The 21,805-nt window shown below is 62.9% G+C and carries 23 protein-coding genes and 1 pseudogene; 3 read left to right on the forward strand and 21 right to left on the reverse strand.

Features of this window, described 5'->3' with window-relative positions; translation table 11 throughout:
- Window positions 1-76: 76 nt before the first annotated feature.
- The 18 genes and pseudogenes from HYV93_03740 to HYV93_03825 form a co-directional block, all read right to left on the reverse strand.
- Window positions 77-1,042 carry an LLM class F420-dependent oxidoreductase gene (locus tag HYV93_03740; protein MBI2525074.1) on the reverse strand — a complete coding sequence of 322 codons (966 nt, stop codon included), beginning with the start codon at window positions 1,040-1,042 and terminating at the stop codon, window positions 77-79.
- Window positions 1,043-1,347: 305 nt separating this feature from the next.
- Window positions 1,348-2,670: an acetyl-CoA hydrolase/transferase family protein gene (locus HYV93_03745; protein ID MBI2525075.1), complete on the reverse strand. Its 1,323-nt coding sequence runs from the start codon at window positions 2,668-2,670 to the stop codon at window positions 1,348-1,350.
- A 29-nt stretch (window positions 2,671-2,699) separates the two neighbouring features.
- On the reverse strand, window positions 2,700-3,983 hold the full coding sequence (locus HYV93_03750) for a TRAP transporter large permease (protein MBI2525076.1): 1,284 nt from the start codon (window positions 3,981-3,983) through the stop codon (window positions 2,700-2,702).
- Between the two features lie 3 nt (window positions 3,984-3,986).
- The gene (locus HYV93_03755) at window positions 3,987-4,448 is read right to left on the reverse strand and encodes a TRAP transporter small permease subunit (protein ID MBI2525077.1); all 462 of its coding nucleotides are present in this window, start codon (window positions 4,446-4,448) and stop codon (window positions 3,987-3,989) included.
- 142 nt (window positions 4,449-4,590) lie between these two features.
- Window positions 4,591-5,622: a TRAP transporter substrate-binding protein gene (locus HYV93_03760; GenBank protein ID MBI2525078.1), complete on the reverse strand. Its 1,032-nt coding sequence runs from the start codon at window positions 5,620-5,622 to the stop codon at window positions 4,591-4,593.
- 56 nt (window positions 5,623-5,678) lie between these two features.
- Window positions 5,679-6,959 (reverse strand): TRAP transporter large permease, encoded by a 1,281-nt coding sequence (locus HYV93_03765; GenBank protein MBI2525079.1) that lies wholly within the window; start codon window positions 6,957-6,959, stop codon window positions 5,679-5,681.
- Between the two features lie 226 nt (window positions 6,960-7,185).
- A complete protein-coding gene (locus tag HYV93_03770) occupies window positions 7,186-7,614 on the reverse strand; it encodes a TRAP transporter small permease (GenBank protein ID MBI2525080.1) in 429 nt (142 codons plus the stop codon).
- Window positions 7,615-7,665: 51 nt separating this feature from the next.
- Window positions 7,666-8,670 (reverse strand): TRAP transporter substrate-binding protein, encoded by a 1,005-nt coding sequence (locus HYV93_03775; GenBank protein ID MBI2525081.1) that lies wholly within the window; start codon window positions 8,668-8,670, stop codon window positions 7,666-7,668.
- Between the two features lie 439 nt (window positions 8,671-9,109).
- Window positions 9,110-10,183, reverse strand: a complete 1,074-nt coding sequence (locus tag HYV93_03780; GenBank protein MBI2525082.1) for an LLM class flavin-dependent oxidoreductase — start codon at window positions 10,181-10,183, stop codon at window positions 9,110-9,112.
- A gap of 16 nt (window positions 10,184-10,199) precedes the next feature.
- Window positions 10,200-11,159 carry an amidohydrolase gene (locus HYV93_03785; protein MBI2525083.1) on the reverse strand — a complete coding sequence of 320 codons (960 nt, stop codon included), beginning with the start codon at window positions 11,157-11,159 and terminating at the stop codon, window positions 10,200-10,202.
- Between the two features lie 10 nt (window positions 11,160-11,169).
- Entirely contained in the window at window positions 11,170-12,036 is an 867-nt protein-coding gene (locus tag HYV93_03790; GenBank protein ID MBI2525084.1) for an amidohydrolase, read from the reverse strand.
- A gap of 105 nt (window positions 12,037-12,141) precedes the next feature.
- Window positions 12,142-13,110 (reverse strand): LLM class flavin-dependent oxidoreductase, encoded by a 969-nt coding sequence (locus HYV93_03795; protein ID MBI2525085.1) that lies wholly within the window; start codon window positions 13,108-13,110, stop codon window positions 12,142-12,144.
- 63 nt (window positions 13,111-13,173) lie between these two features.
- The gene (locus HYV93_03800; protein ID MBI2525086.1) at window positions 13,174-13,515 is read right to left on the reverse strand and encodes a EutN/CcmL family microcompartment protein; all 342 of its coding nucleotides are present in this window, start codon (window positions 13,513-13,515) and stop codon (window positions 13,174-13,176) included.
- A gap of 84 nt (window positions 13,516-13,599) precedes the next feature.
- A complete protein-coding gene (locus tag HYV93_03805) occupies window positions 13,600-13,884 on the reverse strand; it encodes a BMC domain-containing protein (GenBank protein ID MBI2525087.1) in 285 nt (94 codons plus the stop codon).
- 70 nt (window positions 13,885-13,954) lie between these two features.
- Complete coding sequence (locus HYV93_03810; GenBank protein ID MBI2525088.1) at window positions 13,955-14,293, reverse strand: BMC domain-containing protein; 339 nt, start codon at window positions 14,291-14,293, stop codon at window positions 13,955-13,957.
- A gap of 75 nt (window positions 14,294-14,368) precedes the next feature.
- A pseudogene (locus HYV93_03815) lies at window positions 14,369-14,836 on the reverse strand (BMC domain-containing protein).
- A 113-nt stretch (window positions 14,837-14,949) separates the two neighbouring features.
- Entirely contained in the window at window positions 14,950-15,222 is a 273-nt protein-coding gene (locus HYV93_03820) for a BMC domain-containing protein (GenBank protein ID MBI2525089.1), read from the reverse strand.
- Window positions 15,223-15,334: 112 nt separating this feature from the next.
- Window positions 15,335-15,988 (reverse strand): BMC domain-containing protein, encoded by a 654-nt coding sequence (locus tag HYV93_03825; protein ID MBI2525090.1) that lies wholly within the window; start codon window positions 15,986-15,988, stop codon window positions 15,335-15,337.
- A gap of 682 nt (window positions 15,989-16,670) precedes the next feature.
- On the opposite strand from HYV93_03825, the gene HYV93_03830 reads away from it, so the two are divergent.
- Window positions 16,671-17,738 (forward strand): Lrp/AsnC family transcriptional regulator, encoded by a 1,068-nt coding sequence (locus HYV93_03830; protein ID MBI2525091.1) that lies wholly within the window; start codon window positions 16,671-16,673, stop codon window positions 17,736-17,738.
- Between the two features lie 259 nt (window positions 17,739-17,997).
- Here HYV93_03830 and HYV93_03835 read toward each other — a convergent pair whose 3' ends face one another.
- The 3 genes from HYV93_03835 to HYV93_03845 all read right to left on the reverse strand — a co-directional run bounded on the left by HYV93_03835 (window position 17,998) and on the right by HYV93_03845 (window position 20,475).
- Window positions 17,998-18,189: an SDR family NAD(P)-dependent oxidoreductase gene (locus tag HYV93_03835; protein ID MBI2525092.1), complete on the reverse strand. Its 192-nt coding sequence runs from the start codon at window positions 18,187-18,189 to the stop codon at window positions 17,998-18,000.
- A gap of 157 nt (window positions 18,190-18,346) precedes the next feature.
- Window positions 18,347-19,174: an alpha/beta hydrolase gene (locus HYV93_03840; GenBank protein ID MBI2525093.1), complete on the reverse strand. Its 828-nt coding sequence runs from the start codon at window positions 19,172-19,174 to the stop codon at window positions 18,347-18,349.
- 350 nt (window positions 19,175-19,524) lie between these two features.
- On the reverse strand, window positions 19,525-20,475 hold the full coding sequence (locus tag HYV93_03845) for a MoxR family ATPase (protein MBI2525094.1): 951 nt from the start codon (window positions 20,473-20,475) through the stop codon (window positions 19,525-19,527).
- A gap of 34 nt (window positions 20,476-20,509) precedes the next feature.
- On the opposite strand from HYV93_03845, the gene HYV93_03850 reads away from it, so the two are divergent.
- On the forward strand, window positions 20,510-21,340 hold the full coding sequence (locus tag HYV93_03850) for a polysaccharide deacetylase (protein ID MBI2525095.1): 831 nt from the start codon (window positions 20,510-20,512) through the stop codon (window positions 21,338-21,340).
- A gap of 200 nt (window positions 21,341-21,540) precedes the next feature.
- Window positions 21,541-21,804 carry a DUF4258 domain-containing protein gene (locus tag HYV93_03855; GenBank protein ID MBI2525096.1) on the forward strand — a complete coding sequence of 88 codons (264 nt, stop codon included), beginning with the start codon at window positions 21,541-21,543 and terminating at the stop codon, window positions 21,802-21,804.
- The last annotated feature ends 1 nt before the right edge of the window (window position 21,805 follow it).

Raw genomic sequence — 21,805 nt, forward strand, 5'->3', positions numbered from 1 at the left:
GGTACGTCGTCGGCTGGATGGTGGCCCGCGGCGAGAGTGCGCTCCTGGCCGAGCGATGCTCCTCTCTTCATTCGTCCTACGTGAGTTGCGGTCTCACCTCCACAGCAAAGCGTTCCAACGTCTCAGCCATCCCCTGAAATGAATCCATCTCAAGATCAAACAAGAAATGGCTCACTCCCGCCTCCCCATACCGTCTGATATCGTCTGCCACCTTCCCTACCGTACCGGTCAGTCGCTCCCCCCGATCGGCATCGCTGAATCTCAGCCTGATTCGCAGGCTTACTTCTATCGCCTCGGGATCCCGGCCGGCCGCCTCGACCAAGCGGCGAAGCTCAGCGACCTTGTCCTTCAGCTCCCCCGGATCCAGCCTGACTGGTTTCCGCATAGCCAAGGGATGCCATCCGTCTCCAAGTCGGGCGACCCTCTTCAGCGTCGACGTCGTCTGCCCCCCAATCCAGATCGGGGGGTGCGGCTTCTGGACCGGCTTTGGATAACACCCGACGCTCGAGAAGCTGTGATACTTCCCCTCGAAACTCGACAGTTCGCTCGTCCACAACTCCTTGAAGATCCGCACACACTCGTCTGAGTACGCGCCCCGGTCTCGAAAGAACGGCACTCCGAGCGCGGAAAACTCCTGCGCCCACCATCCAATCCCTACGCCCACAATCAAGCGGCCAGCCGACAGTACATCCATCGTCGCCAGCATCTTTGCAGTGATGACGGGATTCCGGTACGGAAGAATGACCACGCTTGTCCCCAACCGGATCCTGCGAGTGCAGCCGGCCAGATATGCCAGCGACACGAGAGGCTCAAGAAAAGGCCGTTGCGGATGGAGGGGGTACGTCCCATCCTCGGTATACGGGTAGCCCTCCGAGGTGGCGGGTATCACGACGTGGTCACTCACCCACACCGAATCAAACCCCAATGCTTCGCCCTTTTGCGCCAATGCGGTGATGGTGTGCGGGTTCACGATTTCATTGACGTGACGTTCTGACGCATCGAGCCTGGCCATTCGCGTAGGAAGGTCGAAGCCGAATTTCATGGCGTTTCTCCTTCGGAAGGCAGCCACTTGGAGCGTGGCGCCGGAGCCACGTGTCGAGTAGGATCGCGTGCGATCCGCACCTTGCGCCATCGGTCCGCCAGAGTCTTGCGTCTTACCGCAACCCCTCACTCAGCCATGCGCACGGCAACCACTTCCCCTCGCGCGGCAAGCGCTGCGTACGGCTCTCCGCCTATCCCCCTGGTGGCCCACACTCCACCGCACCTTCAAGCAGTCAGCCACCACCGGCCCACGAACTCGGTCACGACCCTCCCACCCAACCGCGCGCTCCGTGGGTAACGCTCCGCCTATGGCCAGAACAGCTTTCTTGCAGCTGAGCGCAGTTCCGGTCGGAAGTCAGGATGGGCGATGTCTATCAACGCCTCGGCCCGCTCCCGTTGGGTCTTACCCTGAAGGCTCGCGGTGCCGAACTCCGTGACGACAAAATCCACGTAGTATCGAGGCGTCGTCACCACCGTACCCTCCGGCAGTTGGGGCACGACCCGAGACACCTTGCCTCCCTGCGCCGTCGCCGGTAGCGCGATCACCGACCGTCCCCCCGGGGAGTTCACCGCGCCAATATTGAATGTCGTCTGTCCGCCAATGCCGCTGTATATGGACGGTCCAAGAGTGTGCGCTGCTACCTGGCCCGTGAGATCGATCGCCAGCGCCGTATTGACCGCGACCTGCCGGTGTTGCGCGGCAATCCTGCACAAATTGTTCGTGTACGTCACGCTGTACAGCTCGAACATCGGGTTCTCGTTGACAAACTGCAAATCGCTGGCCTCGACGAGCATGGCGCCCACCACCTTCCCCTGGTGCATGGACTTCCGTACTCCGTTAATCACACCTCGCTTTACCAGCTCGACCATGCTGCTCGTAATGACTTCCGAGTGCACGCCGAGATCATTCTTCTCACCGAGGAACGCGCAGACCGCTTCGGACACCGTTCCCACCCCGGTCTGAATGGTATCGCCATCTCGCACAAGCTCAGCGACCCCTTTCCCGATCACCTCCACCATCTGCTTCTCCTCTTCGCCAGGTGGCGGCGCCGTCGCCGTCACGTGCCCCTCAGTTTCGATCACGAGGTAGTCGATCTCATCGACGTCAAGGAGGTTGTCGCCGCCTGTCCGGATGGTTCCCGGATCGACCTCTGCAATCGTGAGGCGCGCATTGAGAGCAAGCTCCTTCGAATACCAGCGGTGTACACCGAAGCTCACCTGTCCCTGCCCGTCGGGCGGGCCGACGACACACAAGAACACGTCAGGCACCCACCAACGGTCGCTACGCAACGGATCTTGCGTCCATGCCGGATACAGCGGGTAATCCACGGGCAGGAAGTCGACCAGACGCGCCTTCATCCCAGGTCGGTTGTACCCGCTGATATACTCGGACACCGGCTGAAACACTTCGGCCCAGCCCCCGTCGTTCCAGAAGGGCGCCTCATGGGCAGGGTACCCCTGCACGAGCTTCACGTGCTCGAGCCCATGCCCACGCCGAGCGAGAAGCGCCTTCATGATCGTGAGCGGAACCCGAGCGAGCGGCAACCGCACCACCTGTCCATTCCCGACCAACGATGCCGCCTGTTCGGCCGAGATGATCTTCTTTGCGTAACGCTCCTGCCAATCCATGACACTCCCTCCTGGCCAGCGCGCTCGCGCTAACGAACTCCCAGCGCCGCCGGTACCACGGTCGTAATCGTTGGGACAAAGATCAGGATGCCCAACCCCAGAAGCAACACAAGAAGAAAGGGGACCATCCCCCTGCTCACCTTGTCGATACTCACCTGCCCCACGGCGCATCCAACAATGAGACCAACGCCGGCCGGAGGCACGAAGAGACCGATCCCGACCGCGGCGATCACTACAATCCCGTAATGGAGCGGGTTGATGCCCAGCTCTTCAACCACCGGAAGGAAGATCGGAACAAAAATCATCATGGCCGGAATCCCTTCGAGCAACGACCCGATGAACACGAAGACCAGGGACGTTACCAGCAGGAAGAACCACGGCCCCGACGACACCCCGGCGATGGCCCGGACGATGATCTGTGGGAGGTGTTGCACCGCCAAGAGGTACGACAGCACCGAGGCGGCTCCGATCAGCAGCATGATCACTCCCGTGTTCACCCCCGTATCAAGGAGGGCGTGCCACAGATCCCGAACCGTGATTGTCCGGTACACCGCCACTCCGAACACCAGGACGTACAGTACCGCCACCGCTCCAGCCTCCGTCGGCGTGAAGACCCCACCCAGGATGCCGCCAAACATGATGACCGGGAGCCCCAGGGGCACCGCGGCTCCGGAAGCGGCCCTCAAGAACTCCCGCCACGTCGCCCGATCCTCTCGCGCAACGTCCAGTCTCCGCGCCTGCACGTAGACGAGGCCCATGATCAACACGGCGAGCACGGCCGCCGGAAGGAATCCCGCGAAGAACAACGCCGCCACAGACAACGACATCAGCTCGCCGAGGATGATCATGTTGATGCAGGGCGGGATCAGGATCCCCATGGCAGACGCCGCCGAGATGATCGCGACCGAGTGCGGCCGCGCGTATCCTGCCCTCTGCATGGATGGGAGCAACATCGAAGATATGGCTGAGACGTCCGCAACCGTCGATCCCGATATTCCCGAAAAGAACATCTCCGCCACGACCACGGCCATCCCGAGCCCACCGCGCAAGTGAGCCACGAGCGCCCGCGCCAGTGTCAACAGACGATGCGCGATTCCGCTCATCTCCATCAGCGTCCCCGCCAGGATGAAGAACGGAATGGCCAAGAGCACGAAGGAGTCACTTGCCGCTACCATCCGACCGGGAATGAGCAGGAGCGGCACCGTCCCCGTCAGGAAGATCGCGATGACGGCGGCCACCCCCATCGTGAAGGCTATGGGGACTCCTAAGACGAGCAGCATGACGAACACCACTCCCAGGAGCAGAAGGGTCACTCGTTACGCCTCTCTCGCCGCCCGCATCCTCGCCACCACCCCGTAGGCTCTATAGCATACGTACCCAACCATGAGCCCGCCCGACACTGGAACAGCCAGATACTGCCAGCCGATCGAGATTCCCAATCCAGTGAATACCTGCCTGAAAGCGATCTTCGTCGCCGGAATTCCCTGCATCACCAGCACGGTGGCGAACACCAGCACAAACAGCTCAGTTGTGCCGGCAATCGCTTCCCGGACCCGAACAGGCAGCCGCGCCATGACCAGGTGGACGCCGAAGTGAGCACCGCGCTTGACCCCGACGGCGCCGCCGGTGAACGCGAGCCACACGAGCAGCATCTTCTGGAGCTCGTCGATCCCCGAGACCTGCAAGAGAAAGACGTACCTGAACAGTACGCCCGCGTTGGCCAGCACCACGAGCAGGGCGACCAACACGACGACGAGAGCTTCCGGCAGCTGTTCCATCAGAATCCGCGCGCGTCCCCGCCTCACATCGTGACCCGAAGCGCCACTCTCACCCACCCCCATCCTCCGCGCCGTACGCGCCCCCAACCGCTCTAGAGCCGGCCCGCGCCCCGCCGGAGCCTTCCCCGCATTCCCGCACGCCTCACTTGCCAGCCTTCCCGATCTCCTTCACGAGACCCATGTCAACCGTCTTCACCACTTCCGGTACCTCCCACACACCGACCCCTAGGCTCCTCCACCTGCTCCGCTCCGCTGGCGTCGGCGTGTATACCTTCACACCCTTGTCCACCAAGTACTTTCGAGAAGTCCGGACGTCGTCCTCGTCCAGCTTCGCCGCGTACTTCGCGGCCTGGTCGGCCTCCTCGGAAATCATCTTCTGCATATCCGCCGGCAACGAGCTGAAGAAGGTTGGCTCAACCAGCACCACCCATGCGATCGCGTACAGGTCCAGGTCGAGAGCGTACCGGATCACCTCGTGGTGTTTGAACGGCACCAGCCAATTCCACAGCAGCAACTCGCCATCCACGACACCCTGCTGTAATCCGCTGTACGTTTCTCCCCAGTCCACGAACGTCGGAAGCCCACCGAATGCCCTCACGATCGCCTGTTCGACCGGGGAGGTCGTGGTCCTGATCTTCAACCCCCGCACGTCCTCCGGCACCCGCACCGCCTTCTTCGACGTATAGAGCTGGCGAAATCCACCGATATCCTGATACCACAGCACCTTCAGCTTGGTGTCCCGCTCGATCTCCCTGTTCATCTTCGTCCCGATCGGGCCCCACAGCACCTCGTGAAGGTGCCCTCTATCCGTGAACAAGAAGGGCAGATCGAGCACGTTCAGCGTCTTCTGGAACGCGGCAAAGTTCCCGTTCGACACTGCCGCCATCTCCAGTACCTTGCTCTGCATGGCCTCGACCGCCGCCCTGGGTCCGTACAATGAATTGCTCGGATACACCTCGACGACTATTCTCCCGCCCGACCGCTCCTTGACCCTGTCCGCAAACCGCTGCAACACGACACCGGACGCCTGTTTCGCTGCGGCCGGCGAAGCCAGCTTGATCGTTATCGGCTTCTGGGCGAAAACGTCTCGCGGACCCAGAAGCGCGCCCATCGTCACGAACACCGCAAACAGCACGCAGAATCCCCGCCTAAGCCCCAAGCGTTCAGTCGTCATCTTCGCTCCTCCTTAGATAGCGCTCCGTCCAGCCGCCTGTCACCATTGCCCCGGGGTCATCTGAGAAGAACTTCGGGCAACACCGTCGTGAACCACGGAACCAGCGTCAGAACCACCATTCCGACCGACAGCACTACGAGAAACGTCACCATCGGCTTGAACACCTCCTGCATGCTGACCTTGCCGATCGTGCACCCTGTCACCAGACCGGCGCCGATGGGAGGAAGGAACAACCCGATGCCGACCGAGGCCACCACGAGGGTCAGGAAATGCAGCACGTTGATTCCCAGCTTGTCCACTACGGGCAGCAGTATCGGGACGAAAATCAGTGCTGCCGGAAGGCCCTCGAGCACGGCTCCGCCGAGCACGAAGATCAGATTCGCCAGTATCAGGAAGACCCACGGGGCAAACGACACCGACACCATCACCTTCGCGGCGCTCTCCGGCACGTGTTCCACCGCGAGGAGGTACGAGAAAATCGTGGCGAGCGCCACCAACAGGAGCACGCTCCCGGAGATGACAGCGCTGTCGGCCAGAATCCTCGGCAGATCGGCGATCCGCACCTCGCGATAGACGAACACACCGACCGCGAATGCGTACAAGACCGCGACCCCCGCGGCCTCGGTGGGCGTCGTCGCTCCACTTAGGATCCCGCCGAAGATGATCACGGGCATGCCCAGCGGGATGAGCGCGTCGATGAGGGCGTTCCCCAGCTCGCGCAGCGACGCCCGCCCCTCCGAAGGCAGCTGGTACCGGCGCGCTTGATAGAACAGCATGGCCATGATGACCAGCGCGAGCACCATCGCCGGAACGACCCCCGCGATGAACAGCGCGGCAACAGAGACGTTCGCGATGCCCGCCAGCACCACCATCAGGATGCATGGCGGGATCAGGATCCCCATCGCCGAGGCTGCAGCGATGATGGCGACCGAATACGGGGCCGGGTATCCACTTCGCCGCATCGCAGGGAGCATCATCGCCGACATCGCCGAGACATCGGCGAGGGTGGACCCGGAAATCCCGGAAAAGAACATCTCCGACACCACCACTCCCATCCCCAGCCCGCCCCGAACGTGACCGACCAGGGCCCGCGCGAGACGGACGAGTCGATGGGAGATACCCCCGGTATCCATCAGGGCACCAGCCACGATGAACAACGGCACTGCTAGGAGCGTGAAAGAGTCCACACCGGACAGCGCTCTCTCGACGATCAACGAAAGCCTCAACGCCGGGTGGATGACGAGCACCACGAAGGACGTCACCCCCAGCGCAAAGGCCACCGGTATTCCCACAACGACACTCCCCGCAAACACCACGGTCAACACGAGCAGAATCATTCCGTGCTCACCTCTTGCGTTCTCCATCTCACCGACAGGCTGCGGACGAAGACATGAACCAGACCGCTTCCAGGGATACGGCCGACGGGCTTCACCATGCCGCGCCGCGGTCCGCCGATCCGATGTCAGGGCCTGGGCTAGCTGGGCGCGCTAGGGTCACGCGGGCTGCGCCGCCGGGACCAGCCGTTCATCCGGGCGACGTGCCGAGTGACTCGATCCAGACGAGCTACCCTGTGCGCGCGTCATGCCCGCCTGACACAACTCGCACTGCGGCGTAGGTGACCATCAGCCCACCGGACACGGGAATGGCCAGATACGCCCACGCCATCGAGATGCCGATCGTGACGTACTGCACAACCACCATCTGTCGGAGAACTACAACTCCCACGATCAGGAATACCGCCCCAAACGCCATCATCGCCAGGTTACTGAGCGTGAACAGAGAGCGCCGCAGCGAGTCGGGCAAGGCCGAGACCACCAACGCGACCGCGAAGTGACTCCCCCGTCTCACCCCAATCGCCGCCCCCATGAACGTGACCCATATCAGCAGCAGGCGGCTCGCCTCGTCTGACCACATGAGAGGATCGTTCAGGAGATACCTGAAGACCACCGCGAGATTCGTCACCACAATGAGGACTGCGAACAGCGCCGCCATCACCATCTCCGGAACATTCGCCAGAGCCCGGGCCATGTGCGCGCCGAGGGACTAGCGCTTGAAGGCCTGCACTCGCTTGATCATGTCCGGGCCGACCTGAGCCTTGAATTCGTCCCAGACGGTCATTGCCTTCTTCTTCCACTGTTCGAGATCCGCCCCCGTGGGCGCATACAGCTTGACGCCGGCTTCAGCCAGCTTCGCCCGGGCATTCTCGTTCTGCTCCTGATCGAGCTTGTAGGCCAGCTCGACGGCTTCGATGGCGCTCTTGCGGACGACTTCCTGATCTGCAGGGGATATCTTGTTCCAGGCCTCTCGCCGCATCGACACCACCTGGACGTCTGCGGACGCGTTGGGCTCCGCAATGTACTTGATCACCTCGTGATGCTTCGGGAAGTACACCCACTGATGTTGCAGGTATTCGCCGTCGACGGTGCCCTGCTGCAACGCCGTGTAGACCTCCGCGAAGCTCACGGGTGTCGGCCTCGCTCCCCACGCCTTCAAGAGCGCGATCTCCACCTTCGAGGAGGTGGCTCTCATCTTGAGTCCCTTGAGATCGTCCGGCACCCGGACAGCCTTGCGCGCGGTAGCCACGGTCCGAAAGCCCTGTCCCGGGAAGAACATCAGCACCTGGACGTTCAGCTCCTTTCCCACGCGTGCCTTGATCTCCTCACCGATAGGGCTGTAGTTGAAGACGTCGACGACATGGCGCAGGTCCTTGAACACATACGGGAGCCCGGCAAGGTACAGCGCTTCAGTGAGTGCCCCGATGTTGCTGCTCGAGATCGAGGCGATCTCGATGTTGCCCTGCATCACTCCGCGGTAGGCGTCCACCTCCAGTGCTAACCGTCCCGCCCCGTATACCTCAATCACCACTCGCCCATTCGTTCGCTCCTTGACCCACGCGGCGAACTGATCGTAGCCCCGGGAGTACGACATGGCGGGACTTCCTGCGTGCGCGAACTTGAGGATGGCCTGAGCACGCGCCACGCCCGCGCTTCCGATGAGCAGAACCACTGCCGCAAGGATGATCGTCCCCAAGGATCTCGCCTTCGCCATGGCCATCGCCCTCCTTTGCGTCTCAGCGCCGACGCATGTCTTCCCTCTCCACCGCGCCCATCCCTGGTGAAACCACTATGCCCATCTTCCAATCGCACCCATCACCGAGCGTTACCGCGCACTCCGGTCGGCCTTGCCTGTGGCCTTGAAGGTTCGCCCTACCTTCCTGGCTTGCCCCCGTGTGGCAGGAGTTGAGGAACAGGCCCCCCGCGCCCGCGTCGCACTCCCCCTCCCGCCTGTCGCGCGCGCGCCCGAATGGCCCGCATCTCGCTCGTGGCCACCCGAGGAAGCTGTGTGCGGCGATGGAAAGATGGAAAGGAGGAACGGACATGGCGGACCGAGCAGGATTCACGCCCAGCACACCGCAGCGGACGCGATCCAGCGCGGCCAGCTGCAAGGCTTCAGCGACCGCAACCGCCCTCCCTGCGACGGTTCACGCTCACGCCTGCAGTTTCGACCAGACCTCGGCCGCAAACAGTCGGATCGAGTCCAACGTCCGCTGGTGCGCGAGCCCTGGGAAACTCATTCGACACACGATGTGACGCACATCCGCCTCGCTCTGATACACCTTGATCTTGTCCAGAACCTCGTCAGGATCCCCGACGATGAACCGGTCCTCGTTCAGCTCCGAGAAATCTACCGGCCGACCGACATATCGGCTATACAGTTGCGCCAGCGGCTCCATGACGTCCCGACGAGCCGCCTCCCTGCTCTCAGCCACGTACACTTCCCGGATGGTCGTCATCTCCACATCGGCGATATCCCTGCCGGCTTCCTGCAGCGCCGCGGCGTAGATCAGGGATGCCTGCTTCACCTCGGCGAACGTCTCTATCGGCGAGACCAGCAACGAGTACCCCCTCTTCGCGGCGAACTTGATGCTCTCCTCCGACGAGGCCCCGACCCAGATTGGCGGATGCGGCATCTGGACTGGCTTCGGCGTCACCGGGAGATACTTCGGTCGGACACCACCTCTCTGCCACTGAACGACGTACGGTCGCACATACGGTTCCACCGAGAACGCTGCCCCTCCCGATCCCAACGCCGCCAGCACAGGAACCTTGTAGTACCGTCCCGCGTACGCGAACGAATCGTTCGTCCATGCCTTCACAACGATGTCGAGGGCCTCGGAGAATCGCTCCCATCTGTTGCCAAATTCGACGCGGTAGCCGCGAAACTCCTCCTCCCGATGTCCAGCCCCCACCCCAAACAGCAGCCGTCCATTCGAAACGATGTCGACCACCGCGAAATCCTCGGCAACACGCACCGGATTATCGAGAGGTAGCACCTTCACACCGGTACCAATCCGCACACCCTTCGTCGTCGTGGCGATCGCCGCCAGCATGGTCTGCAGCGAGGGCAGAACTTGGTCGTCGCCAAAATGATGTTCCGCAACCCACACAGAATCGTAGCCGATGTCGTCGGCCACCCTCACCTGCTCCAGCACTTCGTCGTACAGGTCAACAGGCTCTTGGCGCCCGTCCGTATCGAGGCTGAAGAACAGTCCCGTTCTCATCGCCCGCCCCTACTCCTCACGCGCCCTGCCCACGGCTCCCCTGCAGCACGGACACGAACGGGGACCCTGAGTAGTACACCTGCCCCTCCGAGCGCCCTTCCGCCCGCGGCTCCATGCGCGCACGACCAGCAGGAGCCGCCACACTCACCTCCACCTTCAGAATGCGGGCGGCATTCCTGAACATCACCTTCTCCCTCACGTCCTCATTGAACGGGAGCTTCTCGTACCGCTTCAAGCTCTCCTTGAAATCAACAAACGGATGCGCGCTGGCATACAGCACCTTGTCGGCAATGATGGTGTTTGCCGCCTGCACGTATAACTCGGCTCCCGGCATGAGCTCGTACGCGGACCAGTCGAAGAACACGTTGACATGCCGCATCGCGACACCGACCATCTCCGTGACCCACGGGAATCCCCCATGGCTAACAACAATCGTCAGCTCCGGGAAGTCCGCCGCGACTTCATCGATGACTCTCGGCGCCGTGTGCTCCATGACAGACCCGGGCACGAACGCACCCGGTCCACTCGTGAGAATCACCGGAACACCCAGCTCCGCACATTTCGCGTACACCGGATACAGCTTCTTGTCATTTGCGTATCGCCTGTGCATGTACGGATCCATCGAGATCCCCTTGAACTTCAGCTTCTCGATGCACCGCTGCACTTCCCGGACGGCCTCCATCCCCTTGTTGGGATCAACTCCTCCAAACGCGACAAAATTCCGAGGAAAGCGCTGCACGATGCTGGCGACGTGGTCATTGGAGACCTTCCACCCGAACGTCGTCTCGAGATCTCTTCCCTGCACGACGGCCAGCGAAATGCCGGCGGTCTCCATCTCCCTGACCAAGTGCTCCACGGGCGAGGTCTTCTTTTCGTAGCCGATCCATTTCATCATGTCCTTGAATACCGGATTGTCCGCGATCGACACGAACTCCGCCGTGGAGGGTCGAACGCGAAAGTCGATAATGTTCGTCATCTCGCCACCTCTAGAACAGCTGTCGGCCGGAGCGCGTTCCAGCCGCCGGCTCGAGCTTGAATAGGTCCGCCGCGTTCTTGTACATGACCTTCTCCAGCACATCTGGCTTGAACGGCAGCTTTCGAAAGCGCTGTACCGTCTCCTTCATCGGCGCGAAAGGAAACGCCGTCGCAAACAAGTACCGATCTGGAATACACGTGTTTGCCGCCTCCACGCACAGCTCCGCCCCTGGCATGAAGTGATACACGGACGTCTCGAAATAGACGTAGTCGTGCCGAAACGTGATCGCAACCATCTCCCGGCTGAATGGCCAGCCCCCATGGGAGCACACGATCTTGAGGCGCGAGAAATCGGTCGCGACCTCGTCGATCGGCATGGGCGACCCAAAGCTCAGGTACGGGCCGGCGACCGGTAGAGGTCCGATCGTAATGAACACAGGAACATCGAGCTCAGCACAGAGCTCATAGACCGGGTACAGCCTGCGATCGTTCGCGTACATTCCAACAGCGAACGGGTCGATCGAGATGCCCTTGAGACCAAGCTCCCGGACAGCGCGGAACGTCTCCTTCACAGCGCCAGAGCCCTTCAGCGGGTCGATGCCAGCCACTCCGATGATGTGAGCCGGGTATTGGGACATCAGACTGGCCACGTAGTCGTTGGTCACCTTCCATCCCCCGGTCGTCTCGATGTCTCTCCCGGTGCACACGATCCTGGAGATCCCCGCTTCCCTCATGTCACGGATGAACTCATCGATCGGCGCGCTGGCCGGCATCGACGCCCCCATCTTCCTGAAGACCATCTGAATCCCCGGGCTCGCCTCAAACAGCGACATGTACTCCTTGGTGTTCGGCCTCGCACGCACATCAATGATTTCCATTCACTGGCTCCTATCGGATCCGCCATTGCCGACCCCGACCGACGACTTCCCGGAACCCCTGGCCCGACAGCCTCACAAAGCCCACGGCCTTTCCGGTCGCAGCTTCTAGAAATGCGGCATCACTTCCGTGGCAAAGAGTTCCATTTCCGCCAGGATCCGCTCGTTGCGAAAGAACGCAGGGAAGATTCGCGGCATCACCACATCGATCCCCAATGCTTGGTACTTCTTGAGTTCCCTTGTCACCTTCTCCGGGGTGCCGACAACAAAGCTGTCAAGCAATCGTCGGTAGAACGGATGCTCCCTGGGCAGCTTCCGCAACGGATTCCCCGCTTCGTCAAGAATGAACCCAAACCCGACCAGCTGCTCCTCGTACTGCGGAATCAGATCCTCCCGCATGTAACGCTCGGCCTCTTCTTGGGTTCGGGCAACGCAGACATCTCTCATGACCGCCATCTTCAAGCTCTCTCTCGCAACCCCGCCTGCCTTTGCACCCTTGAAGTACGCCTCACGGCATGCCGAAACCATCTCAAGGGTCGTAGCCGGACCGTGCCAATACGCCAGCCCATGACGACCCGCTCGCTCGGCGGAAACAATGGCGGTGCCCCCGGCAAACCAAATCGGCGGGTGCGGCTGCTGGAGCGGCTTCGGTACGACGTGCACATTCTCGTACTGGTAGTGCTTCCCGTGGTGGCTGAAGCTATCCTCGCTGAGTGCCTTCTGCACGACCGTGATGCCTTCGACAACTCGCTCCCCTCGCGTCCGCTTCTCAGTCCCTAAGCCATCGAACTCCTCGGGGCGGTACCCGATGCCTATGCCCAGCATGAGCCTCCCGTGCGACAAGTTGTCGACCACGGCCGCATCCTCGGCCACACGCAGCGGATCATGTAACGGAAGGAGGAACGCTCCTGTGCCCAATTTGATCCTCGAGGTTCGCCGAGCGAGACCAGCCAGCACAGGGAGCAGTGACGGGCAATACCCGTCATACCAAAAATGGTGCTCCGTGACCCAGAAACTGCCAAAGCCAAGCTCCTCGGCCCGACAGGCGTGATCAATGAGTTCTTCGTACATCTTCACGAATGATCTCGGGCATCCACGGGGCCGCTGCATGCCATACAATCCGTACCAGAACTCCATTCCCTAGCTCCCTAACCTCGTGAGGTGATCAGGATCCGGCGGTCCTTCCTCGGCGCCTTCGGCTCGATCACCCTGTCCGTAATCAACCCGGTCAACCAGCGCCACGACTGCAGCATCGATCGGGATCCCCGCGTCGCCCACCACCTTCTGCGCGGTCATGCCCTGCACCACCAGGACCATCTCCCCTCTTCCGCAGCCCAGAGCATCCATCGCCACAATGACCTCCCCGCGCTCTGCAGCCCCTCGACCAGAACCTACCAGCTCAACAACAAGGAACCTCAACCCCGTCAGCTTCTCCTGCTTGTGGGTCGCCCATACGGTCCCGATTACCCTTCCGAGGATCATGCGTGCTCTCTCCGGCGCCCTCTTTCTCTCGCCTCAGCCAGGAGTCCTGAAAGATTCCTCACTCGGACAGCGACACAAGAGATTTCATTCCCCTCCGCCCGTGAGACTCAGGAACTTGCTCAGGTCCGGTGTCGGATTCGCAATCACCGTCGCCCAGACGTCTCCTGATCGCTTGCCGGCCTCGACCCCGGCCTCAACTGCCACCCGCACAGCACCGACATCTCCGGCCACAGCGATGGCAAGTCGTCCGCCGCCAACCTTTTCGTACTTGATGACCTTCACGTTGGCGGCCTTCACCATCGCATCCGAGGCCTCGATGAGACCCACATACCCCCTCGTTTCAACGATCCCCAGTGACATCTCTGCCATCACTAAGCCTCCTGTTGGCACGAATGTGAATGCATGGCTCCCAGCAAGAGCAACACAGCACTATCATCGACTACGCCGTCTGTTCCGGAATGGTCAACCTCCTTGCGCTCGAGGTGAGCGCAGGCCTGCGACCCTCGGCACGCAGGAGAAACGGTCCCTCAAGGTCTCTCTGAAGTTTGGTCAGCACATAGGTGCCGATCACCTCGCCAACCCGCTGAGCCCCTGCCGCCGCGGTGTCCACTGCGTGTCTCACCGCAGCGAGCTCTCCGCGTACGATCCCGGTCACCGCGCCTGACCCTGGGTTCTCATAGCCCACGAATGCCACTTTGGCGCTCTTCATCATGATGTCCAGCGCACACACGGCGGTCACCATGCCCTTGGTCTCGATGAACCCCAACGCATTCGGCACTGATGGCTCCGCAGCGTCAGCGGCTCGGGGCTGCTCACCCAGAAAGAAGGCCATGAGCTCGCGAGCAGGATTCGCGAGGACGGCGGACGCGACCACCTCTCCCACCTGACTGGCGGCCGCGACTCCCGCATCCACGGCGACTCGTGCGGCGCCGATATCCCCTACGACACACACAGCCACCATGCCTCCGAGAACCTTGTCATATCGCACCAGCGACACATTGGCCGCCTTGAGACACGCGTCCGTCGCAACGACCAGCGGCAGGAACCCGCAGGTCTCGATGAGACCCAGCGCATTCTTTCCACTCTGCCTTGATGCCTCCAGCGCCTCCGGCTCCAGAAATGCCCACGACGACACTTCCAGAGCGGGCACCAGCGCTGACGCGCCCGCGACATCGGGCCCGCTCCTGCCCCCCGGCCCCGCGGTACTCACGCCTTCCTGTCTCTTCGGCTGCTGAAGCGTTGCCAGATCACTCGTGGCGCTCACCGACTCCCTGGCCCCTTCGGACGGAGGAGATTGTGAGGTGCGCGACTGCTTCCTCATCCCTTCTGCCATCGCCTCTCTTCCTCCCCTTTGCACCATCCCCACCGCCCCGCGTGTCCGCCCTCCTCGGTCCCGGCCAACCCTCACGCGTGCTACTCGGATCCCACCCGCTGTCACTCCGTATTCAACAGCGCCGCCAGACCAGGGCTCGGGTTCGCGATCACCGCGGCCTTCGCCTCTCCGAGTGCCTCCGCGGCTCGGAGTCCAGCATCCACCGCAACCCGCACGGCACCGATGTCACCCACCACGCACACCGAGACAATCGCATCCCCCACCTTCTCGTATCTGAGAACCCTGACCCTTGCCGTCTTCACCATGGTGTCAACGGCTTGCGCCAGCGAAACAAATCCCACCGTCTCGATGATCCCGACAGATCCATGCGCCATGGCCGCACTCCACGAGCGTGATGCGCTCACTCTGGCGTTCTGTACCGCTGACTCGAGTCCTCTGGGACGCTCCCTCACTCCATCGAAGAGCCCGCTGTGACCGAATTGCCCCCTATGACCCCCACTGGCCCTGTTGGTCCGAAAACAGTGATCGCTCTGTGAGTTCGCCCTCGGACGGTTTCACACGTGTGATCTCGCTGAAAGCCTGCGCGAAATCCATCTGCGGGTTCGTGACCAAGTGTGCTCCTACCATCTCGCCGACCCGACTCGCCTCGTGGGCTCCAACATCTATCGCATGCTGCACTGAAGCGATGTCGCCCACCACACACGCCGTGACAAGGCCGTCCCCGACAAGTTCATGCCCGACGAAGACCACGGCGACCGACTTCATCATCGCGTCCAACGCGAGGGCCAGGGGCAGAAGGCCTCTCGTTTCCAAGAAGCCCATCGACGCGGACGGACCAATTCGCGCCAAGCCTTCACCGATCTCGGGCCTCGAATGAAGTCCCAATAGGGCAAGCACCGCGCGACTCGGCGCAGGCAACACCGCCACCGCAATGTGTTTTTCGGGAGCGACTTGGAAGGCAGCGTCCGCTGCGTATTTCACCGCGGAGAGTGGCCCCTCAACGCACACCATCACGAAGCCGCCCCCGATCTTGTGGTATCTTCCCACCTTGACCGGCGCGGTCTTCACCATCGTATCTACCACTCGTGCCAGCCCGACAAACCCTCGCGTCTCCACCAAGCCAAGAGAACCGTTCATCATTCTTGACACCCTTCCTTACTGCATGAAATCGCCCAACACGTGCCCGAATCTCCCGTCTCGATGTATCCGATCTAGCTCACCAACCGTGCCTCTTGTGAGAGATTTCGGAGTATTGATGCTCTATACTGACGAAGTAGCCCTTGACTTAGCATCCCCCGTGGGACTAAGTCAATAGGGAAATGCAACACATCGTCCGAGGTCTCGGAGCGTGAGATCGCCGGGACCTGTCAAACCCATGTGAGACTGTTGCCGGGCGGGGGGAATCGACGGTGCCGGGTCTCCGGGGCGGGTTTGACGGTCTCAGCACGGGGGGCGGGGATGATCCCAGGCTTTGGGGCGAGGGGAAGCGAGGGCGTAGATGTGCTCGCGTTTTCGGTCAATGGTGTACTGGCGCTCCCGGGCCAACTGGATCGCCAGACGAAGCTGACGAGGTCCACGCCAGTCAAGCCCAGGGGTGGTCACACCCCAGTGATGCCGCTTGAGACAGACGTGGCGAATTGATTCGCGTCGGTGAACCCGCACCGCTTTGGCGGCCGCTCACCTCGAGCGTCGCGACCAGGCCACACTTGTTCAGCGGCTGGTCCGCCGTCTCCGCGACCTCGCCTTCGCCGGGGCAATTCAGCCCGCAGCTTAGGCCCTCCCTGACCACACCCGCGCGGCCGGGTATGTCTTCTTAGCTCTCATGTCACGCAGCCCGTCGCGCAACAACGAGCCTCAGCAGCTGGACCTGGAAATCATTGCCAGGCTCCAGGACGACGCGAGGATGCCGTTCACGGCAATCGCCGAAGAACTTGGGCTGTCTGAATCCACCGTCCGAAAGCGCGTCGCCAGGCTCCAGAAGCTCGGAATCCTGCACTTCACTGCGTTCGCAGATCCCTTGCGCCTTGGTTTCCAGTACTGGGCCCAGATCCAGGTCATGCTCGATCTCGCGACCCTGGAAACCACGGCTGCCGAACTCGCGAAGTACCCTGAGATTTTCTTCGTCGGCATCACAGCTACTGAGTACAACCTTTTCCTCGCCGGTATCTTCCGCTCGAACGCAGACCTCTTGAACTTTCTCACGAGCCGTTTATCCAAGATGCCGGGCTTTCGAACGTCCATCACCTCAAACGTCTTGAAGATCTTCAAACGTCGTGGACTATTCTTCGCGGATCAGCCCCGCCGCGCGCGTCGGCGGAGCCGGATCCTGGCCGGCCCATCAGGTGCCGATAGCGACGATCCGGTGCGTGTTGGGTCGCAAGACAAGATGATCATCGCGTTGCTGCAGGCTGACGGCCGAAAGTCCCTTTCGCGAGTCGCAGCTGAACTCGGTATCGCGGAGGCGACGGCACACCGGCGAGTCGCCCGCCTCCAACAGCTTGGCATCCTGCATTTTGAGGCTTTCGCGGACCCGCTACGCCTCGGTTTTCAGTACTGTGCGCTGCTCTCTCTTTCGGTGACGCCGAATCGCGTGAGTGAGGTCGCCGCAAGACTCGCGACGTTTCCTCAGCTGTTCTTCGTCAGTGTGACCACGGGCCAATGCGACATCTTCGTCGCTGGAGCCTTCCGCTCTAACGAGGATTTCCTTCGCTTTCTGACCCGCGACATTGCAAACATTCATTGGATCACAGGCGTGTCCGCCACGAACGTACTGAGACTCGTGAAGCGGCAGCTTCTTTACCCACTCTTGGCCGAATTCGAAGGCAGACGACCGGATTCCGAGAAGGCAGCGAGGCCACCCCGGGCTTCTTCGGCTAGACCGCGTGGCTGATCGGCGAAGGCATACTCCCTGGGCTGGCCATCGCGGCGCCAAAGGGAGTCTCGCGTGGTCCCAAGACCGCGCACCGTGAGAGGACCAGAACGCGACCATGTCCTCCGCAGCCACAGCTTCGGCCGCCGCACAACGCTCTTCGAGCAACCCCAGACCTCTGACGTCACCTCCTTCGGGCCGCGTTTGGCCTGACGCTCTTCCCCGCCACTTGCTCATCCATTTTACTCTCCTCATGTCTTCCTCAAACATGCGGAACTCCTCACCTACGTCCAGGATGCTCGTAGCTCCGCCGTCGACGACGAGATTCGTGCCCGGCCGCGACCGTTTCAGCTGCCCTGAGATTCACATCGTTCACAGCCACCGCACAGCCTTCGCGCCCGAAGCGCAGAGCGGTCGCCCGACCTATTCCCGAGCCGCCCCCGGTGATGAGCGCCGTCAAGCAGAGGTTCACTGCATCCCTCTTCGGCCTCGAGCGGGCGCGGACATCCGGCCCAACCGGGCACGAACACTTGGACGCTCGCGCAGATCGCGGTCTATCGGACCTCGATCGACGGGCCCCCGTGCTCCCGCCCCACTTGCAACCTCTCCGTGACTGCTGGCGACCGTCATCAACGACGATCGACAAAATCAAGGATCGCCTTGGCCCAGGGTTCTGGATAGAGACGCGGCATCTCGCCGCCTCCCTCAACTCTGATCTCGACTAGCCTCGCCGCCGGCTGATCGCGCAGCCATTCATCCGAGGCGCTGCAAATATGGACGTCGTCGCTCGCGCGGATGAACAGAATTGGGACGCTGACGAGAGGTAGCTTCTTCGAGGCATCGTAGGAGAACTGCATAACGTAGGGCTCGAACCGTCGTGAACCAGTCTTGACTTGCTCGAGGAAAAACTCGCTCAGTAGATCGAGACGATCGGCCGGCAGCCGAGGCTTCCCCCAGTTCGTCTGCAGCCCCTCCCGCCACAGGTCAAGAAGGTGTGTTCCGTCTATCCGCGGCACCGGATCCGCCAATTTCGATGCCTTCGCATGAAGCTCCCGCAACATCGTCGTATCGCCGACGTATGCGAGACCTGACAAGATTACGCAGCTCACGATATCTGGGCGCTGCAGCGCAACTTCCATCGCAACATCCGCACCCGAATGGTGACCGGCAACCGCGGCACCCGAGATGCCAAGCTCCGCCAGTGCTGAGCAGATGGCAGAGCCATGTTCCTCAAGGGTATACGGTTTCGGCGGTGCGTCGGAATCGCCGCACCCCATCCAATCAAATGCGATGACTCGATGGGATCGGCCGAGAAGGGGCATGACGAGCCTGTAATCGAGGGAAGTGCGCAAGATTTGGTGGATCAGCACGATCGGGCTTCCCTCGCCCATCTCACGATAGAACATTTGGCCGTCCAATGTATCGACGAACCCGCGACGCATTCGAATGTCCGCCACCACATCCCTCCGCGTGATGAAGCACCTATTGGCGCTTCCCGTCGTCAGCGGTTTTCGGACTCTGCGAGGCCGCGCGGGACTCGAAGGTCGCCGGCCAGTTCCCCCGAGTGCCCTGCATAGCCGCGGTCCGATTGTAGCGAACGCACCGGGCCAGAGTCCCGCTCTTTTGAGCCGCCCGCCGCCGGATCGCCTCTCACCGGCCGAGGTTGTTGCCCGTGTTGATGGCCGCCACGCCGAGGCCCATCGCGGCGAAGAGGCACCACCACCCGTCCCGGGTGGGCCAGATGGTGCGCGGCGGTCTGAGGCGTCGCCAGAGACTCACGAAAGCTGGGGCGTCCGCTCCCGCCCGGCTACCGGGGGACGGGAGTGTCCTGGACCAGCGCACGGATGATCGACTCGCCGTCCGCGCCGCCGCCGGCCTGGCCCAGCGCCGCCTTGACGATCACGCGGTGGGCCAGCGCCGGCACCGCCAGCGCCTTCACGTCGTCGGGCACCAGATAGTCCCGCCCGTCGCAGAGCGCCCGGGCGCGCGCCGCGCGCAGGAGCGCGATCGAACCCCTCGGGCTGACGCCGAGGCTCAGGAACGGCGAGGCGCGCGTGGCCGCCACCAGCGCCATCAGGTAGTCGAGCACCGACTCCTCGGCCCGCACACGCTCGGCCTCGGCCTGGAGCGCCAGCACCTCCCGTGCGCTCAGCACGGGCTCGACGCTCTCCTGCGGAGCGCCGCCCGCGCCCCGCAGAATCGCCTTCTCGTCGGGAGCGCCCGGGTAGCCGATCCGGATCCTGAGCAGGAAGCGGTCGAGCTGCGACTCGGGGAGCGGGAAGGTCCCCTCGTACTCGCGGGGGTTCTGGGTCGCCAGCACCATGAACGGGCGCGGCAGCGGGTAGGTGGCGTGGTCGAGGGAGACCTGCGCCTCGTTCATGGCCTCGAGGAGACTGGACTGGGTCTTGGGCGTGGTCCGGTTGATCTCGTCGGCCAGCACGATGTTGGTGAAGAGCGGCCCGGGCTTGAAGACGAACTCGCCCTTCTCGGGCTGGTAGATGGAGACGCCGATGACATCCGAGGGGAGCATGTCGGAGGTGAACTGGATGCGCTGGAAGCCGCAGCCGATGGAGCGGGCCAGCGCCGCGCCGAGCGTCGTCTTGCCCACCCCGGGCACGTCCTCGATGAGGAGGTGGCCGCGGGCCAGGAGTCCGGTCACCGCCAGGCGCACCACCTCGGGCTTGCCGACCAGGGCCCGGCCGACGCTCTCCTCGAGGCGGCGGATCTGCTCCAGGGCACGCTGCATGGCCTCTTTCATACTACAACCAAGCCGGCTACTATGAGCGTCACCCATGACTGCCCCACGAGGCGCCGCTGGAACGCCGCCCCGCTGGCCCCGGGATGCCCGGGCTGCCTGCGCCTTCACCTTCGACCTCGACGCCGAGACCCTCTGGATGGCGCGGGGCATCAGCGAGCCCGTGACGCTCTCCCAGGGGCGCTTCGGCCCCGTGGAGGCGTTGCCGCGCATCCTCGACATCCTGCGCCTGGCGGGCATCCGCGCCTCCTTCTTCATCCCCGCCTGGGTCGCCAGCCACTACCCCGACGCCGTCCGGTCCATCGCCGGCGCGGGGCACGAGGTGGGCTGCCACGGGGACGAGCACGAGCGGGTGAGCGAGCTCGGGCCCGACCGGGAGGAGGCGATTCTCCTCAAGAGCCTCGAGGTGCTGACACCTCTGGCGGGCAAGCGCCCCGTGGGCTACCGCGCGCCGGCCTGGCAGTTCTCCGCCAGCACCCTCGGGCTCGTCACCCGCCACGGCTTCGACTACTCCTCGAACATGATGGACAGCCTCGCGCCCTATCTCCACCCGCCCGTCGAGGGGCGCTCGCTGGTGGAGATCCCCGTCTCGTGGGTGCTCGACGACGCCCCGTTCTTCATGTTCACGGGGCAGCGGAGCATCCAGGCGCCGGGGCCGGTGCTCCAGGGCTGGCTCACCGAGTTCGACGGCATCAGCGAGGTGCATGGCGTGACCAACTTCACCTTCCACCCGCAGATCATCGGCCGCCCCTCGCGGCTGGCCTGCCTGCGGGAGCTGGTGGACCACGTCCGCCACACCCCGCGCACGTGGGTGGCCACGCTTGGCGAGATCAGCGCCCACTGGCGGCAGCGTGGCGCCAGGACGTGAGCACGACCATGGTCCAAGCTCCCGCGTGAACCGCGGCCCCGCCGGCGTCCGTCGACACCACGGTGCCGCCCTGATTCTCGAGGACAGATGCCAGGCCGGCCAGCGCGGCGTACCCGCGGCGGCGACGCGAGAAAAGGTGGTCGTCGGGTGAAGCGGGGCGACATCTCGGGAGGGTCGGCCATCGGCTAGGGAGGTCGCAGTTGAATCCGACCGCATGGCCGGACTGGTGGGACTGGGAACTGGACCTCAGTCCCCACTTGATCAAGCGGATGGACGATCGGCGCTTCAGCGAGATCGACCTCCGGCGAATGTTGCAACGGGCGTCCGGCCGTCGTGAAGACGTCGTCGAGGGCCGCTGGGTCATCGAAACACGATACCGCGGGAGGGCATGGGAGGTTATCGTAGAGCCGGACCAGGAGCGGCAGCTGCTGGTCGTCGTCACCGCGTACCCGATCTGGGAGTGAG

Source organism: Candidatus Rokuibacteriota bacterium (assembly GCA_016188005.1).
In the GTDB taxonomy this organism is placed as follows: domain Bacteria; phylum Methylomirabilota; class Methylomirabilia; order Rokubacteriales; family CSP1-6; genus UBA12499.